This window comes from Vibrio sp. ECSMB14106 (genome assembly GCF_000972265.1).
Lineage (GTDB): Bacteria > Pseudomonadota > Gammaproteobacteria > Enterobacterales > Vibrionaceae > Vibrio > Vibrio kanaloae.
Genome location: NZ_LAUM01000003.1, coordinates 1 through 18625, shown reverse-complemented (window position 1 = coordinate 18625; position 18625 = coordinate 1). Strand labels below are relative to the sequence as shown.

The window sequence follows — 18625 nt, the reverse complement described above, 5'->3', positions numbered from 1 at the left end:
TTATGTTTATTATTAAGTATTATATACTAATATCCACCGCTTGCTTTTTTGCTGCTGTTTTTATACCCCAGCTAATGATTCGTGGAGTTTTTGCCTGGTGCGGCTTATCTATGCTAATCGTCAGTGTCGCTTATATTTTCGATATACCGTCAATATTTAGAAAAAATAGCGATGGGAAAATTGTGTGGTGGATTCGATGGGTGTTTATTCCATTTTTCCTAGGTGTTCGATTATACAATTTATGGGCTATCAAAAGAGATCAAGTTGATCCAATACAGCAAGTTGGTCAGAACTTATATGTATCACGTCGCTTATTTCCATCCGACTTATCGTTCTTAGAGTCTCAAAATATCAATTGTATTGTTGACGTTACGGCTGAATTTTCTGGTTTAGAAAGTGCAATGACGGGTGACCAATTTAACTACCTAAACACACCGGTTCTTGACCATAAAGCCCCTAAGTTACATAAGCTTAAGCATGCTATAAATTGGATTGATACTCAAATCAACCAATCGAGATCGGTTGTTGTTCATTGTGCGCTAGGTCGTGGCCGTTCAGTCTTTGTAGTTGCTGCATACTTATTAGCTAAAAACCCCTCACTTACAGTGGAACAGGCTTTGAAAAGTATCAACGATGTTCGAAGTACGGCTCGATTAAATAACCTCCAGTTAAAGGCTCTTCATGCAATCAGTGATAAAGGTTTACTTACCCTTCAGCGTACGGCTTGTCTTATTGTCAACCCTGTCGCAGGTGGTGGTAAATGGCATACGTACGAACAACAGGTTATACGTCGACTTACTAGGAAATACAATTTAGACATTTCTATTACCAGTCAAGGGGTATCTGCAGAAACTTTAGCTAAGCAGGCCAAAGAACGAAATGCGTCTCATATTATCGTTTCCGGAGGCGATGGAACGGTTAGTGAAGTGGTTAGACAACTTATGGATACCGACACGTTATTAGGAATTGTACCGTTAGGGACAGCGAATGCGCTATGTCATATGCTCTATGGCTTTGCGACGAAAGTATCCCCTGTTGAAAAAGCGTGTGAAGTGATTCTATCTGATAACTCAAAGAAAATGGATTTGGCTTTCTGCAATGAGAAACCAATATTACTGATTCTTGGTATTGGGTTTGAAGAGCAGATGATCGACTACGCACATCGACAGCAAAAAAATGAAAATGGACAGTTCGCGTACTTGATGGGCTTCTTTAATGCTGTTGTAGCTGAAGGTAATCAGCGTTTTCTAATGTCGGTCGATGGAAAGCCGCTACAAGACGTGAGATTACAAAGTTTGGTGGTGGCGAATACTTCCCCTTTTAGTACTGTACTTGCTCAAGGTGGGCAGACTCCCAAGCCGGATGACGGGAAGTTACATATCACCTATCTAGAAAACACTACTTCACTTGGTGAACGAGTTATCGCTTTATCTGATCTATTGCTTTCTAGTTTTGGAATGAAAGAACAAGCAAGCTACTTTAATTATTTGTCAGCGCAGCACGTTAAAATTGATTCTGATCTCCCGATTGATTACGTCATTGATGGGGAAATGTATTCGGCTGAGTCACTGGAGATCAGTATTAAAAAGCAGGCCTTAACAGTTTGCGCACCATAAGAAGTGAATAATGGTGACTATTAAATAGTAGGAGAAACCATAGACAAAAGCCTTATTAGAACGCTGGATTTGTCGTCTAAAGGTGGTAAGAGTTCTCCATTTTTGTGCGGATAATATCGCAGGAACCACATAAAAGAAGTTGTGATGTTATCTCATAAAAAAGCGTCAAGGCTTTACACTTTGACGCTTTTTTATGAGATAACATCAGTGGTGTTTAATGTAATTCCGATAAGTTTAACTAGATTAATTTTCAACTATGCCAATTATAGGTGTTTTGCCATTTCATCATTTTCAACTTGCAATGCTGCAACCCAATAAGAAAAAAATGAGGACATATGTTGGTTGTTAAACTTCCGGATAATATTTTTTAAGTAGGAAATTAAGCTTAGGTTACTTCTGTACATATCATTATAGTCAACGATGGAAGTGGACTGCTGGCTTAAGATTGAATGATCGCTATCCGTTCCGTCAACGCAGAACTTAGTGTTTACTTCTTTGATCATTGAACGTTCTATTTTTATAAATCGATTAGCAGCCCTTGATATGTTCCCATTGGTTTTTTGTTCGACTAGATCAACACATGAAAAATAGTGCTCTTTCAATGTGCATAGGATCTTATCTATGCCTTTATACTGAATTACCTCAAGTGAGTCATTGTCCTTGTTAAGTAACATGTTATTACTCCTTCTATCTCAGTAGCATTCTTATACTTTTAGAACAGTTTATACTTACTACGATGTATTTTGTGCAGGTAGTATTTCCTGCTCTCTTTATTTATCACTAGTAAGAGCTAGTGTTCACGCATTCTGTGTATTTGATCTCGGCAGTTTTCCATTTCATTTTTCACCTTCTGTAACTTGTTTTTCCCTTCTAAGTTAGGGGTTGTTGTTAACAGTGATTCAATGTCGGAAATGATCTTCTTCTCTACACCTTCTAAGTGCATTAAATAGAGATCTTCATTGTTTGTTCCGTTTTTTTCTTCTGCTTCAATGCAACGCTCTCTCGCGTTTATCGTGTAGCTAGCTGGTATCTCATCTTGCTGGTTTTTTGCGTAGTAGGTTAAAGATCTCAACTTCAATTCTGCACATTTTTTTACTGTGTATATGTCGAAAAGGTTATTTTTCATCTTGTCACTTTTTATGTTTGATATTGCTCTTTCATAAATAATGTTCCCACTTTTTATCAAGCTAACGATCGACAATATGTTTTGGTTGCTCATGATTCCTCATTTTACTTAAATGTGTATCTTATTAAATGCACTTTATATGCCAGATAATGAGTTGTCATATTTGGTAATTTAGATTGGTTTTTATATGTTTTTTGTAAAAAATACATTAATAGGTGATTTTCAATGAAATTATTACACCTTTACGGTCATGATTTAACTATTTCGGCGTTTAATACTAATAATTACGGGATTAATAAAGTTGGCATGAAGTTAGCTTGTATTACTACAGCGATTAGCAATTTATATTGTTGCTGGTCTTTTTAGTAAAATAAGGAGAGATTTTATGCCAAGGTCAAATGCTAAAAGTTCAGAGTCTAAACAGCAAATTGAAGAGACTTATGAGAAGGCTGAAGAAGCTGCGGTAGAAGCAATCGGAAGTATCAAAGATACGGTTCATGAAACGCTCGAGGCTAGTTCTGAAAGTATGAAAAATACGACAGAAAAGGCTGAAAATGTAATTAAAGAGCGTCCGCTGTTAAGTGTGGGGTGTGCGTTTCTTGCTGGTTGGGCTGTGTCTAAGTTAATCAAATAGTCACATATTAACAATGCAATTGAGAGAGCACAGTTATGCAGGAAAATAGTCAAAATGATTCGTCTAACTTCGTCGATAGTAAATCGTGTGATAGAGAGGTGGATGATCTTAAACGTGCAGCTTCTGAATTAAATGGACTATGGAAGGACTTAACCCTACTGCAAGCACATACAGAGCAATGGTCTAAGTCGACCTTCGAACTGTTTTTATTAGAGTTACGTAATAGTGTTACGGCTTGTAAAAAGCTTTTTGTGTTCCAATTTATCTTTATTGTGTTGTTACCGATGTTTCTTTTTAGTGTCGCTGTCGGTGCTGGGGTTGTGAGCTACTACTTCACTTTAAACCTGTTGGTGGGTTACGGCGCGTTCATGTTGATGCTTAGCTTTATTCTTATAAGCTTGGTGTTTTGTCATAAGTACCTAAAGCAGTTTGTCGGCTTTGAATATACCAAAGAACAATTGAAGGAGGGGTTACATGTCAGTACTCAGAAAACGACAAAGAGAAATACAGATGAAAAGGCTTGAGGGGAAAAGTAGAGCTCGTCAAGCGGCACTCTGTATCGGGCTCATTCGCCATAAAGGAAAAGAGTTTATTGAAAATCGCCCCTTATATGCATTAGGCGTAACAACACTTGGGGTAGCGTTTCTTAGCCAAACGAGGCACTTTAAGTCATCTATTTTTGGCTACCAACCCGTGTCATTAATACTTGGTTTACTCAAATAAAAATAAGCATTAATTTAATCCCGGTTGGGCTCAAGTTTTTAGTTAAATATCTGATTTAGCCTTTATTCGTTACCTCTGAAATCGCAAGTTTACTACCATATAGGAATATAATGACAACAAAAAAATATAAGCTTTTGACAGCTAGTTTTATGTTCTTTGCGATCTTAATGATGTCTATTTTTACATTATATATAGCCAAGCCAATTTTGCTGCCTATCATTTGTGGCGCCTTTATTTCATTATTATGTAGCCCATTGGTCAATTATCTAATTCGTTTCGGAATTCCTCGTGTCGTTAACGTAAGTGCAGTATTGATTGGCCTTGTAGGCTTTGTTGTGATTAGTCTAAATATGCTAAGTGAACCCGCTCAGCAATGGTGGTCGAAATTGCCGATGTTGCTTGAAAATGTATCCAATGAAGTGAGTGAAGCGGCTCAAAGTAGCAGTCTGACTGACGCTACTGGGTTTTCTATGAGTAGTACTGTGGCTAATGATGGGCTTACTAACAATACGGCTTTTTCCATTATAAAATCGGTGCTTACCACAACGCCTACTATTGTCACGCAGTTAATGGTGGCATTTCTTATGGCATATTTCATGATGAATTATGGCCGAAGAATTTATGCCAAAAGCTTATCTTTGTTTGAACGATTTTCAGACAAGCGTAAGGCTGTTGAGTTGGTTAAAGTCCTGCAAAAGGATTTGTCTCGTTATATAGGCTCGATCACCATAGTTAATGTTTGCCTGGGACTTATTGTCGGTTGTGTTTTTTATATGATGGGATTGCAAGACCCTTTTCTTTGGGGGGCATTTGCAGGCTTGATGAATTACATCCCTTATCTTGGTCCAATGGTTTCAGTAACATGTTTCGCGTTAGTGTCATTTATACAATTTGAGTCATTCAGTTACGCGTTGACCGTTGCGGCGATTTTCTTAACCATCAACTTGATTGAGAGTCAGCTAGTGACGCCTACTTTGTTGGGAAAAAGATTTAGTCTCAATCCATTGGTTTTGTTTGTATGGCTGGTATTTTGGGGTTGGCTGTGGGGATCAATGGGGATGCTGATAGGGGTACCGTTACTTGTTTGTGTAAATGTACTTTTTGATCAGTTAAGCCACCCAAAGTCGAGTTTATATGATACTAAAATAGAAAAAAGAGAGACTGGGTAGTCCCCACTATTAGCCTTTTTGACTTAGTTTTTAAAAGCACCATGTCTTTAAAAACACCATTTACATCTACTGGACTTATTGATTTGATCAAGGACATGCTTTTTATGATGCCATTGTTCTAGAGCTTGTAACCGTGTTAGTTATTCTACTTATCGGTATTTAAATGTCGAATCAGCTTCGCAGGTGTGCCTCCATACAGGCAATCTGGCGGTACATCACTGTTGACTACGGAGTTAGCCGCGATGACTGAGCGAGCGCCAATCGTCACGCCTTGGTTGATCACCGAGTTGCCACCAATCCACACATCATCTTCGATTGTTATCGGTAAACAGAAGGTTTCCCATTTACGACGGCTACGATAATCAAGGGAGTGTGACGGAGTATAGAATTGAGCGCTTGGTCCAATTAAAACATTATTGCCGACTTTGATATTGGCACCGTCGAGCATTACCACGTTCATGTTGATGAAGGTGTCGTTACCGATCTCAATGGTTTTACCAAACTCACAGTGAAATGGAGGTTGGATTAAGCTGTTACTGCCGACCTTCCCGAACAGTTGCTCTTGCAATGCGTGTTGTTGGTCTGGGTCTTGGTGGTTGTTGAAGGCCATTAACGATTTTTTTGCATTGGTACGTATGATGTCAATTTTTTGGTCGGCGCCATCATACACTTGTCCAGATAGCATCTTTTCTAATTCAGTTTGAGTGTTAGTTTTACTCATACTTGCCCACTTTCCGAGAGTCTCGGTTTCAATGATTAATACTGCAAGATTAGCGATTTTTAGACATAAAAAAAGAGAAAAGCCTCAGCCTTTCTCTTCCGGTTTTCATCGCTAAATGAGAGCAGGAATACAAGTTAATTAGATCTGTTCAACGAAACCCATTAGGTGCTGTTTCACTTCGTCTGAAGCAAAAGCGCTCTCTACAGAGTACTTGTAGATCTCTGCGTAGTCTTCTTGGGTTAGACCGAATGTTTCACATACACGCTTCACTTCGTTAGTCATGGTTGTGTTCGACACAGTGCGGTTGTCTGTGTTGATCGTCACAACGATACCGTCTTTCTTGAATTCAGCAATTGGGTGGTCGCTGAATTTGTGAATACATTTAGTTTGCACGTTACTTGTTGGGCAAGTTTCAAGCGCAACCTGCTTCTCTTTAACGATGTTGTATGCGTCTTCGTTACCTTGGATGTGAACACCGTGGCCGATACGCTCTGCGTCTAGCATAGTCACTGCATCGTAAACGTTTTGACCATGCCATTGCTCACCAGCGTGAACCGTCACACGGTAGCCTTGTTCAATAGCGTATTGCGTGTATTCAGGGAATTCAGCGCAGAAGCCCGGCTTTTCACCGCCCGCAATATCAAACGCAACCACGCCTTTACCAAGATATGGTTTACCTGCGTCGATTACATCTTTGATTGAGTCTTTAGGGAACATACGCAGTACAGACATGATGTAGTTGCCCTTGATGTCGTACTTCTCTTCTGCACGCTTCATACCTTTAACCGCACTTGCGATGATCGCATCAAGAGACAAGCCCTTGTTTACGTGGAGAATCGGTGCAAAACGAACTTCTAGGTATTTAACGTTCTCTAGTGCTGCGTCTTCGTAAAGCTCAAAAGAAATACGCTCAATCGCTTCTTCCGTTTGCATTACTTGCAGTGGCAGGCTAAAGCAAGCCAGGTACTCATCAAGGTTTTTGCAATCTTCAGGCACTGTTAGAGACTTTACTACCGCTTCACGGTCTTCTGGAAGTTCGATTCCATACTGTTTCGCCAGATCAATAATGGTGTCTGGACGAACGCTTCCGTCTAGGTGGCAGTGCAGATCAATCTTAGGGAGTGCTAGAAAGTTCATGAGTATTCCTTAGGTCTATTATTTTTTGAGTTATTAACTCATAGGTTACATGGGCTTAAATTAACAAGTTTGTGATATGATTTAAAGTGACATAAAGTCATCATTAATTTGAATCTAAGGAATATCATGGTAGATGTTAAGAGCTTACTTAAGTGTGATATGAATTTACTGCTGTGCTTGCACGTGTTGCTTGAAGAGCGCAGCGTGAGTAAAACGGCAGAGCGACTGTTCCTTAGTCAGTCAGCGGTGAGTAAGCAACTCACCAAGCTACGCTCTCTGTTTGATGACCCGCTGTTTGAACGTGAGTCAAAAGGCCTGTTTCCAACTCCGAAAGCTACTTCTTTAGCGCCTAGGATTCATCAGATCCTTCTGCAAGTTGAACAGCTAACCATACCGGACATATTTGAGCCGAAAGACAGCGAACGCACTTTTAATATCGACCTTGTTGAAACCGCTTATACCGCGATTTACCCTAAATTTATGCCTAACGCGTTGGCAGATGCGCCGAACATTACGGTAAACAGCACTACTTGGAGCAGCGAAACTTTTAAGCGCTTACTAAAGCGTGAGGTCGATTTCGGGATTGGAATTTTTGAGCTCGATGAAAGGGCGAGTACCCACATTCAAAACATCCCTGCTGAGCTAAACCATGTTGAATTGCTGCAAGATTACTCTGTGTGCTTGATGCGCAATGATCACCCAGTGCTTCAAGAAGAGTGGAACCTGCAAGCCTTCCTTAAATACCGTCATATTCAGTTAGTGACCGGCGGCGTTGGCGACTGGTTGCTACTGGAAATCTTGCAAGCCAAACAGCTTCAAATTAACAAAGCCGCCAACGTGTCGGACATCACCAGCGCAGTAAAGCTGTGTAAGCAAAGCGATTTGCTGATGTGTTATCCGTACAACTCGGTTCGTGACTATATTGAGAGTGGCGAACTGGTGATGAAGCCGATTCCCATTGAGTTGGTTCCCGGTGGTTTGTTTCTGCTTTGGCATCATTACTTTGACTCTGAACCAAGCCACAGATGGTTGAGGGAGTTAATTGTCGAGAAAACACGTTAATGGCTGAGAGTCTCATCGATACTCAAGTGTAATTGATACTATTATTGAGATTTCTATTTGGATGTTAGGCAAATTGCGTTAATTCTGCTGCCTCACGAAAGCCAACGGAGTTTGACCGGTTTGCTGTTTGAAAAAAGCGATAAACGCACTGTTGGACGAGAACTCTAGCAGGTGTGCCACCTCGCCGACTTGTCGGTTTTCTGAGAGCAGTTCAATTGCTTTAAACAAGCGCCATTGCTGTCGCCACTCTTGATAAGTCATGCCTGTTTCGGCTTTGAATAATCGAGTAATCGTTTTGGTGCTTGCGCCAACCGAGTTCGCTAATGTCGACAGGGCTGGGGCAAGGAACGAAGCGGTTCGGACTCGTTTGCAAAAGCTTTTAAAGCGGCGATCTGTCGGTAGCGGCAAGATAAACGAGTGTTGGTTAGCGCTGTAAAACTCTTCCCAGAATAGGTTGGCAGTATTGGTGGTTTGCTCGCGGGCAATGTCCCAATCCCAGAAAGCCATCTTATTGATTAGGGCTTTTAAAAGCTCATTCACTTCCACAATTTCAATCGCTTCTGGGCAGGTGTAAATACTGCTATCAAAATAGAGCGACCGATAAGCAACCACATTGGTCATCTGCGCGCGATGTTTGGTATAAGGCGGGATCCACACGGCTTTGGTCGGTGGCAAAATACAAATGGCGTTTTCTAAGGTCAAGGTGATGCAACCCTGCGGAGCATACAGCAGCTGTCCTTTTACGTGGTGATGTATTCCTGAATCATGCTGACCTAGCTCTGCCGCAATCCCTATGACGGGCGCAGGTAAGCTGTCTGCATCAAATTCAATCGTTTCGCTGATTAATGCCATTTGTCCTAATCTTGTTGTTTTTGGTATTAATGTTGTTAACGAGCCAAGGTTAGTTTCCCCTAGACTCTTCGTCAAGTTCACTGGTCTTGGAAAAATGATGAAAACAAAACCTTCTTTATGGCAAATGGTGCTGCTGTTGATGTTCCCTCAAATCGCAGAAACCATCTATAGCCCGACTCTGGATTCAATATCGAAATCCTTTGAGGTGAGTTACGCACAAGCGGCGCAAACCCTCTCGATCTACTTCTCTGCGTTTGCGCTCGGTGTCGTGGTATGGGGCATATTGGCAGACAAGTGGGGGCGTCGGCCAACCATGTTATTGGGCTTGGGTTTATTCGCGTGTTCTGCACTCATTGCTATGCAAACCAATAGCTTTACGTGGTTGATGATAGCCAGAGCCATGGGCGCTTTCGGGCTTGCTGTGGGCTCTGTCGTCACTCAAACCATGCTTCGAGATGCTTATAGCGGAACAGAGCTAGCCAAGGTATTTGGTTATATGGGCATGGGGTTGTCGATTAGCCCAATCATCGGACTGTTTCTTGGCGGCCAATTAAGCCAAGTGGGCGGGCATCAATATGTGTTTATTACCTTGTTTATTATAGTGTTAATGCTGTTGGCACATAGCCTATGGTCATTGCCTGAAACGCAACAATCTAGGCAGCCATTGCAGTTAAAGTCACTCAGTATTCACATGATCAAAGATAGCGATATATGGATGTCTGCGTTGCTGGTCGCGTCGTTCAATATTGCGCTGTTTTCCTATTATCAATTGGGTTCATTTGCCTTCATTCAACTTGGATTTAGCGTCGAGCAGTTTGGCTACAGCGGCATTGTGCTTGGATTCGGGACCCTGTTAGGAAGCTTGGTAAACAAGACATTATTGAAGCGACAGATGTCTTCAATGTCTTTGATTGGTATCGCAGCAGGGCTTCAAACATTAGGTGCGGTGGGTGTCTATTTTTCACAACACTCAATATGGTTTTTACTTCCGATGATGCTGGTGGTCATGGCATTTGGTATTGCGATTCCCAATGTGTTGAGTCGCGCATTAGTCAGCTACCAATCTCAAGCGGGAAGTGCAGGCGCACTGTTTGGTTTGATGTATTACACCTTGATCGGTTCAGGGCTCGCTTTAGCGGGAATGATTCAAGATTTAGGGGGGGTGTTGGTACTTTGCGGCGCTTTATCTGTGTTGGTGACGATACGCAGCCGACTCTCTCTTAAACGCTAAGTCTTTCATCTATATTGATAAATTCCGTGCCCCGTTTGGCGTGGAATTTATCATTTTCTTGGTTCGTAAATTTGGATATTGACAGGGGTAGAGTGATCGTTCTACCCTGTAAGTAGAACAATCATTCTACCCTTTGTCGGGTATTGAGAGAGCACTATGTTGAGAGAACAGATTGCAGCAAGCCTTGAAGTAGCGTTCAGCCAACAAGGTTTTGCTGAGCCGAGCGTTGCACAGCTGAAAACAGCGTGCGATGTAAGCCTAAGAACCTTGTATAAACACTTCCCTTCAAAAGAAGCGATGATTGTTGGTGCCTTGGAATATCGACACCAACGTTACCTAAATTTCTTGTTGGAAACGTCGCCTGAAAAGGGGCTCGAATCGGTTACTCATATCTTCAACAAGCTCCAACAATGGTTAGAAGAGTATGCGCCGCACGGGTGTATGTCGATGCATGCGATGGCCGCGTTTCCCGATAATGAGCTTATCAGCCAAGCGGTTACACAGCATAAACAGCAAGTTCGTTCATTGATTGCTCAGCAGAGTTTGCGAGAGGATCTCGCGACACCGCTGTTTCTACTTCATGAAGGTGTATCAGGTGCATGGCCAGTATTGGGCGAAGAAGCGGTGACATCAGCACACAATATGGTGAAAAAACTACTCGAGGAGACAGTATGAATTTTGAGATACCTAAAACAATGAAGGGCGTAGAGATGCTTGGACACGGCGGGGCAGAGATGCTGGTTTACCGTGAAGACATTGTTGTTCCACAAATCGAGCCGAATGAAGTGCTGATCAAAGTGCTGGCTGCGGGCGTTAATAATACCGATATCAACACGCGAATTGGTTGGTATTCTAAAAGCGACGACTCTGACGATGCGAGCTGGTCTGGTAACGCTTTACAGTTCCCTCGCATCCAAGGTGCCGATGTGTGCGGTTTCATTGTAGGGGTCGGGCAAGACATTTCTGCTGATCGCATTGGTGAGCGTGTTCTGATTGAGCCCTGCGTAACTGAGGTGTACGGGCAAGATTTACCGCAACCATGGTACTTCGGCTCAGAGTGCGATGGCGGTTTTGCTGAGTACACCAAAGTGGCCGCGAAACACGCTTATGCGGTGAACAGCACTATGTCGGATGTTGAGCTAGCGTCTTTCCCATGTTCTTACTCGACGGCAGAAAACATGCTGACTCGCTCGAATGTGATTGAGGGTGATCGCGTGCTTATCTCTGGCGCATCGGGCGGTGTGGGCTCTGCGGCTATTCAGCTAGCAAAAGCTCGTGGCGCGTATGTTATTGCCATCACTAGCCCAAGCAAGAACCAACAGTTACTTGAACTTGGCGCTGATGAAGTGATTACTCGTGATGCGGATTTGGTTAAAGCGCTAGGTCAAAGCAGTGTGAATGTGGTTATCGACTTAGTCGCGGGTGACAAGTGGCCGGAATTCCTTGAAGTGCTGAAACCACATGGTCGTTATGCAGTCTCTGGTGCGATTGGTGGTGCGATGGTTGAGCTTGATGTTCGCACTTTGTATCTCAAAGACCTTAGCTTTTTTGGTTGCACGGTTTTAGAACCACAAGTATTCCAAAATCTAGTCGACCGTATTGAGAAGCAGCAGATTGGCGCTATCGTCGCAGAGGCTTATCCGCTAGCCGATATCCATAAAGCGCAAGATGAGTTCCTAAAGAAAAAGCACGTCGGTAAGATCGTGTTGGAAGTCGCTCAGAGCTAACTTTAGACAGCCACACATCTAATCTATGTAAGAGCGAGCAAGTGTTATTTGCTCGCTTTTTTTGTTTCTGGCGAATACGGGCGGGCATAGTCTCGCAGCGTGTTGAGTAATAGGTCCTATACAGCTGAAAAATTAATGATTCATTTATCACTGTGTGGTTTATGAATTAACTGTGCGATAATCACCGCCGTTATATATCCCGAATTGTTTGATAATCATCTAGGAGCCGTATTGATGTTTAAAAGGGTATTGCAGGCATTATTCTCACCGTTTGTTGATTCAAAAAACAAACCCTCTGCAGAGCCTGCCCAACAAGAGCAACAACAAGCCGTTGCTACTGATTCTGTTCAGTCTTCAATCTTTGTTCCGCCTTCGTCAGCTCAACCATCATCATTGATCGTCGATAAGACGCTTAGCCTTCACGATGGTGAATTCCTTGATTATTTGTTTGGAGAGTCTCGCCTTCGCACGGAGTCAGACCCGTTTAGCGATTTTGTCGCTTGTCAGATCGAACGTTTGATTCGCTCTCCAAAAGCTTTGCTTAATGAACTGCCAGTGATGCCAGCCTCTGTGACCACGTTAATGGCAGAATTACAGAGCGATGAGTTTGATGTCGATGCACTGTTAAGAGTGATTGAGCGCGAGCCGAGTATGGCAGCTGATGTGATTAAATTGGCTAACAGCGCATTCTACAAACGCAATGAAAAACAGGTTACCGATCTAAAAACCGCATTTCTAAATATGGGTTCTCAAGGGCTTATAGAAGGGGTTGTGAATAGTTACATGAAGAACTTCACGCCGGGCAACAATATTTACTGGCGTCATTTCGGTGAGAAAATTTGGAATCACAGTGTTCAAACCGCGTCGTTTTCTAAGGAGTTGATGAAAGACTCTTCATCCCAAGAAGATCAAGCGGCGGCGTACTTTGTTGGGTTAATTCGCAACTTAGGCAAGATGATCATTTTCCAGATGATGGTAGAAGCCTTCAAGCATGTTGATCCTTCTGTTCCGCCTAACTCGTTAGCATTGAAGCGCCTGATGAACAGCTACTCTATTCGCCTGACTTACACTATTGCTAAGTTCTGGGAGCTGCCAGAACCTGTGTTGACCGTGATTGGCTACCAAGAGTCTAGCCGATACGAATGTACACCACTTGGTCAAGCTGTGTTTGAAGCTAACTACTTGAGTGAGTTGTACTATTTATTGGAAGAACAAACGATTGAAGTCGAGCAATTTAAGTGCAGATGTAAAGAGACACTAACGTCGCCTACGGCATACAAAGTAGCTAACCGTATCTATAAAGAGTCTCAATTAGCGCTGGTAGGACAATAACGGCTGGCGTTGGCTAGGTTGATTCTGAAGTCGTCATAAAGCGGTATTTTCTAAATGGTCTTACTAAGCAGTAAGACCATTTTTGTTTTAATTATCGATTAAGGTATCTTAGCCAGTTCTTGTTTCAATTTATCGATTTTACGCAGTTCTTTTTCGATTTTACCCTCATACTTTCGGATTTTATCCGCTCTATCGTCTCTTTTGGCTTCTTCTAGGTCAGCTTGGTATTCAGCTAAATCTTGTTCATTGGATTCAATCTTCTCGCGGAGTTCATCCTTCAAACCCTCATTAGTGCAGTTCTGTTTCGCCGCTTTCAAGGCCGTGGTTAATCGCTCTACTTTGTACTGATTGTCGTACTGTTCCGCTTTCTTTATCTGATATTCGATCTCACAGAACTTCTTTTCACAGCCTGTAAGTGCGTCGCATTGGGTGCTCGCCATGCTGTTAAAAGAGAATGCGCAAAGAAATAGTAATGAGCCTTTTAGGTGTCGAGTCATGGTTTACCTTCTTATTGGGGCTATTTAGTTTGTACTTATATTTTTTGAGTCTCACTTCGAGAGTACATTAGCACCTGCTCACTTTGCTATTGGCAGGGGAGTGTTAAAGATAAGTCGCTGTGCCTAATGACTTATTTTTGAACATGGCTAGATTTACAAATGGCTAATCCACAGCTTGTCGAGTTCGCACCAACCGAAACCATTCACTTGCGCGCCGTGTATCTTTTCAGAAATCTCTAAGTTGAACGCCTCTTGCTTGAGTTCAGTCACAACCCCAGATTCATGCAACCAATGCCGAAGCGCCAACAGTGCATTCATCGCTAACTCAAAGTCTGGCTGGTTTGTTATTGAGGCTAAGCCTTGTTCGATTGTCTCTAGCATCTCAGCAGGCAAAGTTAAGTCCTCAAACGGAAAGCGAGTGAAAAAGCTTAACCACGCAGTGAAGGTGTCGTTCTCATCAATAATGCTGCATAGCGCGACGTCTTTGGTAGTTAGGTAGTGAGTTAGGTAATGTCCATATTCGACGCTGGTTTTGTGGTCGCTAGACACTGACAATTGCTCGAAAAGGGTTTGGCATTCAGAGGTGTCTTCAACGGTGAATTCGCGAACGGTTTTCGACAACATCGGGCTTTGAATCTTAAAGAAGGTTGAGCCGAATTCCGGTTTGGAATAATGGTCATCGTCACGCACGGTGGTCGTCTTTTCGGGCAGTTTCACGCACACCTGATTTTGAGCGCAGGCTTTGCTCTGTGCCCATTCTGGATAGACCCACAACTCGACTCGATTGAGAATCGGCGTGCAGTGTGAATAGGCGCTATTACGGCTCAATCTCAACATTTTGCTTGAGAATATGTCTAATGAGAACGCGCCAGATCCAATCAGCCTATCAGTCGGTGATGAGTGATCAAATATGGAAGCTTCAGCTCTGGCTAGAAAGCGTGGTAAATGCCAATCAGGTTGATTCAACTTCACGACAACCACATTGCCTGCCAAGACAGTGACCTCATCAATATGCTGATAACAGCGACGCCATATTTTGCTTTGGCAGAGCGAGTTAAGGTTGCGTGCTATGTCTTGAGGTTCAAGCGTTCGACCGTTATGAAAGTGAACACCATTGTGAATCTGAAAGTGCCATTGTGTCGCATCTTGATTAGGTTGCCAATGATAAGCCAGATCGCCGCTGAGTTTGCCGTGCTTAACTGAGGTTAGGCGTTGGCAAACTTGCATCACTAAGAAGCGTTCGGTGCGTCTAAGTACTCGTTGAGGGTGAAGCGCTTCGAGTTCTCGGTGAAAGGGGATGTACGCGATATTTTGCGCCGGCGGATTGGTACTGCTTAGAAAGGCTTGCAACTCAGTGCCAGCATTGCGGCCGTTGAAGCTTAAGGTGCTAAACACCTGTTCTATGTTGCCTGCGTCAGCTTGGGTTTGTGCGTATCGGTAACACGCCTCAATGGGCTCAACCAGACACGTCAGCTGTGCCTTCTTGCTGCGGCCTGAGCTAGCTTGCCACTCAATCCAACCTTGCGCTGTCATTGCTTTGAGTAAGGTCTGAACGTGACGTTCACTCACGTGCAGCAGTGTGGCCAGTTGGTTGACTTGACAGTGTGATGCTCCAGGCCCAAACGCCTGAAATATCTTTTCATACAGTTCAAGCTTGCGCTTAAGGTTGCCCAATTTGCTTTTCCTAACGACGAGGTTGAGTTAAATGTGGATAGCCAGAGTCAATCAGTGCGTTTTCCATCGCATCGAGAACTCGAGAGGTTATCTCTGAGCTTAGGATATTCGATTCAGTTTTGCCTTGAAGGACTAACTCTGAAAAATGGTCGATTTCAAACTCGAACCCATTGCCCGTCATACGGTAGTTAATAGTCGACTTGTTGCCTTGATGCTCAATCTCAATAAAGGCCGGATTCCACCATTTTTCGTGGATGGTGATCTTGGTATCAGGCCCACTCAAATGTGCTGTTCGGGGAAGGTTCTGCACCGTTGATGCCGATATCTTACCGCTTATATCGCCAGAGAAGGTAAAGCACGCATCAGTATCAACATTTGCCCCCTCATACAGACACGACATCTCTACCTGAGGTTTTGAAGGTTTCACACCCAGCGTTCGACACAGATCGTAAAAGAACCAAAGCCCATAGACGCCGACATCGAGCGTTGCTCCGCCTGACAAATCCGGATTGAAGATAAACAAATCGGGCTCATAGTCGTGATGGTTACCAAAGCTAGCTTCGATAGAATCTATCTGAATGTTGTTGTCGACCAAGAATGATTGGAGCTCACGATACGCGGGAAACACCACGGTTTTCATCGCTTCTAACAGCATCACGCCATTTTGTTTCGCAAGGGCTTTCATCTCAAGCCAATCACCAAGATTGGTGAAAGCTGGCTTCTCGACCAATACGTGCTTGTTATTCTTCAGAAACAGTTCAGCAAGTGGCTGGTGGTATGGGTGAACCGTAGCGATGTAAACCGCTTCAACGCTTGGGTCATTCGCCATCTCTTCGTAAGAGCCATAAGCCTTGTCGCAACCAAACTTATTGGCAAACGTAGCTGCGCGTGAGTGATCTCTTGCGGCAACGGCATACAATTCACCATGCAGACAGTGCTCGGTTACTGCTGTTGCGAATCGATTCGCGATATTACCTAGCCCTGCGATGCCCCATTTGATTTTGCGTTGCGTGTCGCTCATCAGTTGCTCCAAATCGTTGTTTTGTCTCAGTGTACTCAGAGACGCCACATACAAATAGAGAACAGATTTCTCAACTTGTTCTCTATTTATTTTATTCTAGTTGAAGCTCAGGATTAGCTCTGTATGGAGCGTTTCCAATCGGCTAGGGCTTGAATGTGTTTTGGTCCGATGCCACAACAGCCACCGACGATATTCGCACCCAATGCGTGCCAGCGTTTAGCGTAAGCTAAGTAACCTTGGCCATCCAGCTCGCGCATTTCTTGAAACATGTCATTCGCTTCATGTTCGCTGCTGATAGGTGCAAAGTTATTGGCGTAGACACCAATTTCTAAATCATTGCCTAGCTCATCGATCACTTTCTTAGTATCTATAATGGCTTGATCCATCACTTCAGGCACTGAGCAGTTAAACATAATGCCTGTCGCGTTCGATTGGCAGGCAAGTTTGATGGCGTCTGTTACGCTCTCGCCTGAACGAATATTGGCAGAATCGCCCTTGGTATCTTCCAAACTGAATGCGTAGTAACACGGCTTATCTGATTGCTTAAGTACCGCATGAATGGAATCGAATTCTTGCAGGCTACAGATGGTTTCCGCTATCCAAAGATCGATGTTTGGGTCTTGAGCATCGTAAAGCGTTTGAATGATTGGCGCTGCTTCTTCGACCTTAAACAAGTCTGGTCGGTAGCTGCCAAATGGCGGTGGAATTGCACCCGCAACGTTTACTGTGTGAGAAGCATTGTCAGCAACTGCTTTAGCCAGCTCACCAGACAGTGTGGTTAGTTCAAAGCCTCGTTGCTCGAACAGCTCTTCACCCAAGTGAAAAGGTACACAGGCGTAGCTATTGGTGATCAGGATTTCAGCACCTGCATCGACAAAGTTTTGATGCGCTTGGCTGACAAATTCGGGGGCTTCAATCAGCGCTTGAGCACTCCAAAGCGGTTGAGAAAATGGCGCGCCAATTTCTTTGAGTTCTCGGCCCATGCCGCCATCAAGTATGGTTAGTGTTTTCATATTCAATACTATCTAAACAATTGCTGAAGTTCTGCCGCCACCATATCAGACAACCTTGTCAGACAGAAGCCATCAAGACTCTGTGTTATCGAGAAAAGGTGTCGGACTGTTTTGGAGATAGCCACGGCATAATTTAGATTCATCCTTTCCCAATAATGTGCACCACCACACGTATCACTACCTATACGTATGAGTTGCATATTTGCTATTGTAGTCAGTAGTTTAGAGCGGGTTACTGACTTATGAAGCAGGACCTTACCATTTTGGTCTACAGCATGAACTCTGAAGTGGTTTTAGCTAGGTCGATACCGCAGAAATAAGAATAATCAGACATGGTGCCTCCGATGCATTTTAATACCACATAAGGGGGGCAGAACCTCGGTAGGGGGAATCCATGTCATTCGTTATGCTTTTTAGAGGAATTTATGAGTGTAGAGAACTGGTTGATAGGAATTGTATGTGCAGTGATCGGCGTTGTAGCAGGTCATGTTCTAACTTCGAGATTGTACAACCAAAGAGTAGAATCTCTAGAACAGGCGATGAATGATGAGTTTGAGTTTCTACGTGTAGAAATGGAACGTTGGTTCCCTAAACTGTTACTCGAACATCAAAAACCAATTCAGGATGTTTATTCGGTTATTCCGGCCATTGACTTGTCTCTGGTTGAAAACATCGTTATCGAATTAGCTTCGAGCAAGCGTAGAGTTACGAGAGAGCAAAGGAAACTTATAATCAGGTTAAAGTTTCTTTTGGCGCATGCAGTAGAAATTGACTCGCAGCGAGGGGTACTAGTTAAAAAGTTATTTGAATCAGAAAACCTAATTGATCTTGGTGGAAAGCGAGAAATAGGTAATCGTATTTCTTTCCTAACAGCTCAATTACTAATAGATGCCGCTGAAACCATCTTTTATTTAATTAAATTGTCTGAAGAACAGCGCAATTTTGAAATTAATGAACACCACAGTTATAAAGACTATATTGATGTTGCTTGTAAGTTATCAAATGTGGAAGTTCAGCCTGATGTTTGGCGCATGGTTTATGTTAGGGCAAGATTACGAAGCCCCTTGCCCTGCAAGGACTTGCGAAAGGT

At 43.2% G+C, this 18625-nt stretch carries 19 protein-coding genes and 1 pseudogene; 10 read left to right on the top strand and 10 right to left on the bottom strand.

From position 1 onward, the window contains the following. Nucleotides 1–2: 2 nt before the first annotated feature. Nucleotides 3–1616 carry a diacylglycerol kinase family protein gene (locus WR49_RS02185; RefSeq protein WP_046222913.1) on the top strand — a complete coding sequence of 538 codons (1614 nt, stop codon included), beginning with the start codon at nucleotides 3–5 and terminating at the stop codon, nucleotides 1614–1616. A 263-nt stretch (nucleotides 1617–1879) separates the two neighbouring features. Here WR49_RS02185 and WR49_RS02180 read toward each other — a convergent pair whose 3' ends face one another. Beyond that, nucleotides 1880–2290: a hypothetical protein gene (locus WR49_RS02180; RefSeq protein ID WP_017057777.1), complete on the bottom strand. Its 411-nt coding sequence runs from the start codon at nucleotides 2288–2290 to the stop codon at nucleotides 1880–1882. Between the two features lie 116 nt (nucleotides 2291–2406). Further along, entirely contained in the window at nucleotides 2407–2835 is a 429-nt protein-coding gene (locus WR49_RS02175) for a DUF2383 domain-containing protein (RefSeq protein WP_017057778.1), read from the bottom strand. 292 nt (nucleotides 2836–3127) lie between these two features. On the opposite strand from WR49_RS02175, the gene WR49_RS02170 reads away from it, so the two are divergent. From WR49_RS02170 to WR49_RS02155, 3 genes are all read left to right on the top strand, one after another. Beyond that, nucleotides 3128–3376: a hypothetical protein gene (locus tag WR49_RS02170; protein ID WP_017057779.1), complete on the top strand. Its 249-nt coding sequence runs from the start codon at nucleotides 3128–3130 to the stop codon at nucleotides 3374–3376. 35 nt (nucleotides 3377–3411) lie between these two features. After that, entirely contained in the window at nucleotides 3412–3900 is a 489-nt protein-coding gene (locus tag WR49_RS02165; RefSeq protein ID WP_046222912.1) for a hypothetical protein, read from the top strand. Nucleotides 3901–4209: 309 nt separating this feature from the next. Further along, the gene (locus tag WR49_RS02155; RefSeq protein WP_017057782.1) at nucleotides 4210–5268 is read left to right on the top strand and encodes an AI-2E family transporter; all 1059 of its coding nucleotides are present in this window, start codon (nucleotides 4210–4212) and stop codon (nucleotides 5266–5268) included. A 145-nt stretch (nucleotides 5269–5413) separates the two neighbouring features. Here the strand turns inward: WR49_RS02155 and WR49_RS02150 are convergent, their stop codons facing one another. Continuing rightward, nucleotides 5414–5989 carry a sugar O-acetyltransferase gene (locus WR49_RS02150; RefSeq protein WP_017057783.1) on the bottom strand — a complete coding sequence of 192 codons (576 nt, stop codon included), beginning with the start codon at nucleotides 5987–5989 and terminating at the stop codon, nucleotides 5414–5416. Nucleotides 5990–6127: 138 nt separating this feature from the next. Beyond that, nucleotides 6128–7126 carry an adenosine deaminase gene (gene add, locus WR49_RS02145; RefSeq protein ID WP_017057784.1) on the bottom strand — a complete coding sequence of 333 codons (999 nt, stop codon included), beginning with the start codon at nucleotides 7124–7126 and terminating at the stop codon, nucleotides 6128–6130. Between the two features lie 126 nt (nucleotides 7127–7252). Between add and WR49_RS02140 the strand changes: the two genes are divergently transcribed. Then, complete coding sequence (locus tag WR49_RS02140; protein ID WP_046222911.1) at nucleotides 7253–8188, top strand: LysR family transcriptional regulator; 936 nt, start codon at nucleotides 7253–7255, stop codon at nucleotides 8186–8188. 78 nt (nucleotides 8189–8266) lie between these two features. Here WR49_RS02140 and WR49_RS02135 read toward each other — a convergent pair whose 3' ends face one another. After that, the gene (locus WR49_RS02135) at nucleotides 8267–9040 is read right to left on the bottom strand and encodes an AraC family transcriptional regulator (RefSeq protein WP_046222910.1); all 774 of its coding nucleotides are present in this window, start codon (nucleotides 9038–9040) and stop codon (nucleotides 8267–8269) included. Between the two features lie 97 nt (nucleotides 9041–9137). Here WR49_RS02135 and WR49_RS02130 point away from each other — a divergent pair, with 97 nt between their 5' ends. From WR49_RS02130 to WR49_RS02115, 4 genes are all read left to right on the top strand, one after another. Then, nucleotides 9138–10271, top strand: coding sequence for a multidrug effflux MFS transporter (locus WR49_RS02130; RefSeq protein ID WP_046222909.1), 1134 nt, complete (start codon nucleotides 9138–9140; stop codon nucleotides 10269–10271). A 156-nt stretch (nucleotides 10272–10427) separates the two neighbouring features. Continuing rightward, nucleotides 10428–10946, top strand: coding sequence for a TetR/AcrR family transcriptional regulator (locus WR49_RS02125; protein ID WP_046222908.1), 519 nt, complete (start codon nucleotides 10428–10430; stop codon nucleotides 10944–10946). Further along, on the top strand, nucleotides 10943–11998 hold the full coding sequence (locus tag WR49_RS02120; RefSeq protein ID WP_017057802.1) for an alcohol dehydrogenase family protein: 1056 nt from the start codon (nucleotides 10943–10945) through the stop codon (nucleotides 11996–11998). The genes WR49_RS02125 and WR49_RS02120 overlap by 4 nt, the downstream gene beginning before the upstream one ends. Before the next feature lie 234 nt (nucleotides 11999–12232). Then, nucleotides 12233–13330 carry an HDOD domain-containing protein gene (locus tag WR49_RS02115; RefSeq protein WP_046222907.1) on the top strand — a complete coding sequence of 366 codons (1098 nt, stop codon included), beginning with the start codon at nucleotides 12233–12235 and terminating at the stop codon, nucleotides 13328–13330. A gap of 98 nt (nucleotides 13331–13428) precedes the next feature. Here WR49_RS02115 and WR49_RS02110 read toward each other — a convergent pair whose 3' ends face one another. From WR49_RS02110 to WR49_RS20875, 5 genes and pseudogenes are all read right to left on the bottom strand, one after another. Further along, nucleotides 13429–13827, bottom strand: a complete 399-nt coding sequence (locus WR49_RS02110; RefSeq protein WP_046222906.1) for a DUF1090 domain-containing protein — start codon at nucleotides 13825–13827, stop codon at nucleotides 13429–13431. Between the two features lie 153 nt (nucleotides 13828–13980). After that, a complete protein-coding gene (locus WR49_RS02105; protein ID WP_046222905.1) occupies nucleotides 13981–15501 on the bottom strand; it encodes an SgrR family transcriptional regulator in 1521 nt (506 codons plus the stop codon). A gap of 10 nt (nucleotides 15502–15511) precedes the next feature. Beyond that, nucleotides 15512–16522 carry a Gfo/Idh/MocA family protein gene (locus tag WR49_RS02100; RefSeq protein ID WP_046222904.1) on the bottom strand — a complete coding sequence of 337 codons (1011 nt, stop codon included), beginning with the start codon at nucleotides 16520–16522 and terminating at the stop codon, nucleotides 15512–15514. 113 nt (nucleotides 16523–16635) lie between these two features. Continuing rightward, complete coding sequence (locus tag WR49_RS02095; protein WP_046222903.1) at nucleotides 16636–17535, bottom strand: homocysteine S-methyltransferase family protein; 900 nt, start codon at nucleotides 17533–17535, stop codon at nucleotides 16636–16638. A 143-nt stretch (nucleotides 17536–17678) separates the two neighbouring features. Continuing rightward, nucleotides 17679–17869: pseudogene (locus tag WR49_RS20875) on the bottom strand (IS110 family transposase); the annotation flags it as partial. A gap of 91 nt (nucleotides 17870–17960) precedes the next feature. Between WR49_RS20875 and WR49_RS02090 the strand changes: the two are divergent. Continuing rightward, nucleotides 17961–18625: hypothetical protein (locus WR49_RS02090; protein WP_046222902.1), on the top strand; the 665-nt coding region annotated here is incomplete at its 3' end.

Bases quoted from the DNA above. Each gene is read 5' to 3' on its own strand.
- WR49_RS02170 (WP_017057779.1), top strand. From the start codon at position 3,128: ATGCCAAGGTCAAATGCTAAAAGTTCAGAGTCTAAACAGCAAATTGAA.
- WR49_RS02135 (WP_046222910.1), bottom strand. From the start codon at position 9,040: ATGGCATTAATCAGCGAAACGATTGAATTTGATGCAGACAGCTTACCT.
- WR49_RS02120 (WP_017057802.1), top strand. From the start codon at position 10,943: ATGAATTTTGAGATACCTAAAACAATGAAGGGCGTAGAGATGCTTGGA.
- WR49_RS02185 (WP_046222913.1), top strand. From the start codon at position 3: ATGTTTATTATTAAGTATTATATACTAATATCCACCGCTTGCTTTTTT.
- WR49_RS02175 (WP_017057778.1), bottom strand. From the start codon at position 2,835: ATGAGCAACCAAAACATATTGTCGATCGTTAGCTTGATAAAAAGTGGG.
- WR49_RS02180 (WP_017057777.1), bottom strand. From the start codon at position 2,290: ATGTTACTTAACAAGGACAATGACTCACTTGAGGTAATTCAGTATAAA.
- WR49_RS02095 (WP_046222903.1), bottom strand. From the start codon at position 17,535: ATGAAAACACTAACCATACTTGATGGCGGCATGGGCCGAGAACTCAAA.
- WR49_RS02130 (WP_046222909.1), top strand. From the start codon at position 9,138: ATGAAAACAAAACCTTCTTTATGGCAAATGGTGCTGCTGTTGATGTTC.
- add (WP_017057784.1), bottom strand. From the start codon at position 7,126: ATGAACTTTCTAGCACTCCCTAAGATTGATCTGCACTGCCACCTAGAC.
- WR49_RS02115 (WP_046222907.1), top strand. From the start codon at position 12,233: ATGTTTAAAAGGGTATTGCAGGCATTATTCTCACCGTTTGTTGATTCA.
- WR49_RS02125 (WP_046222908.1), top strand. From the start codon at position 10,428: ATGTTGAGAGAACAGATTGCAGCAAGCCTTGAAGTAGCGTTCAGCCAA.
- WR49_RS02140 (WP_046222911.1), top strand. From the start codon at position 7,253: ATGGTAGATGTTAAGAGCTTACTTAAGTGTGATATGAATTTACTGCTG.
- WR49_RS02110 (WP_046222906.1), bottom strand. From the start codon at position 13,827: ATGACTCGACACCTAAAAGGCTCATTACTATTTCTTTGCGCATTCTCT.
- WR49_RS02100 (WP_046222904.1), bottom strand. From the start codon at position 16,522: ATGAGCGACACGCAACGCAAAATCAAATGGGGCATCGCAGGGCTAGGT.
- WR49_RS02150 (WP_017057783.1), bottom strand. From the start codon at position 5,989: ATGAGTAAAACTAACACTCAAACTGAATTAGAAAAGATGCTATCTGGA.
- WR49_RS02165 (WP_046222912.1), top strand. From the start codon at position 3,412: ATGCAGGAAAATAGTCAAAATGATTCGTCTAACTTCGTCGATAGTAAA.
- WR49_RS02155 (WP_017057782.1), top strand. From the start codon at position 4,210: ATGACAACAAAAAAATATAAGCTTTTGACAGCTAGTTTTATGTTCTTT.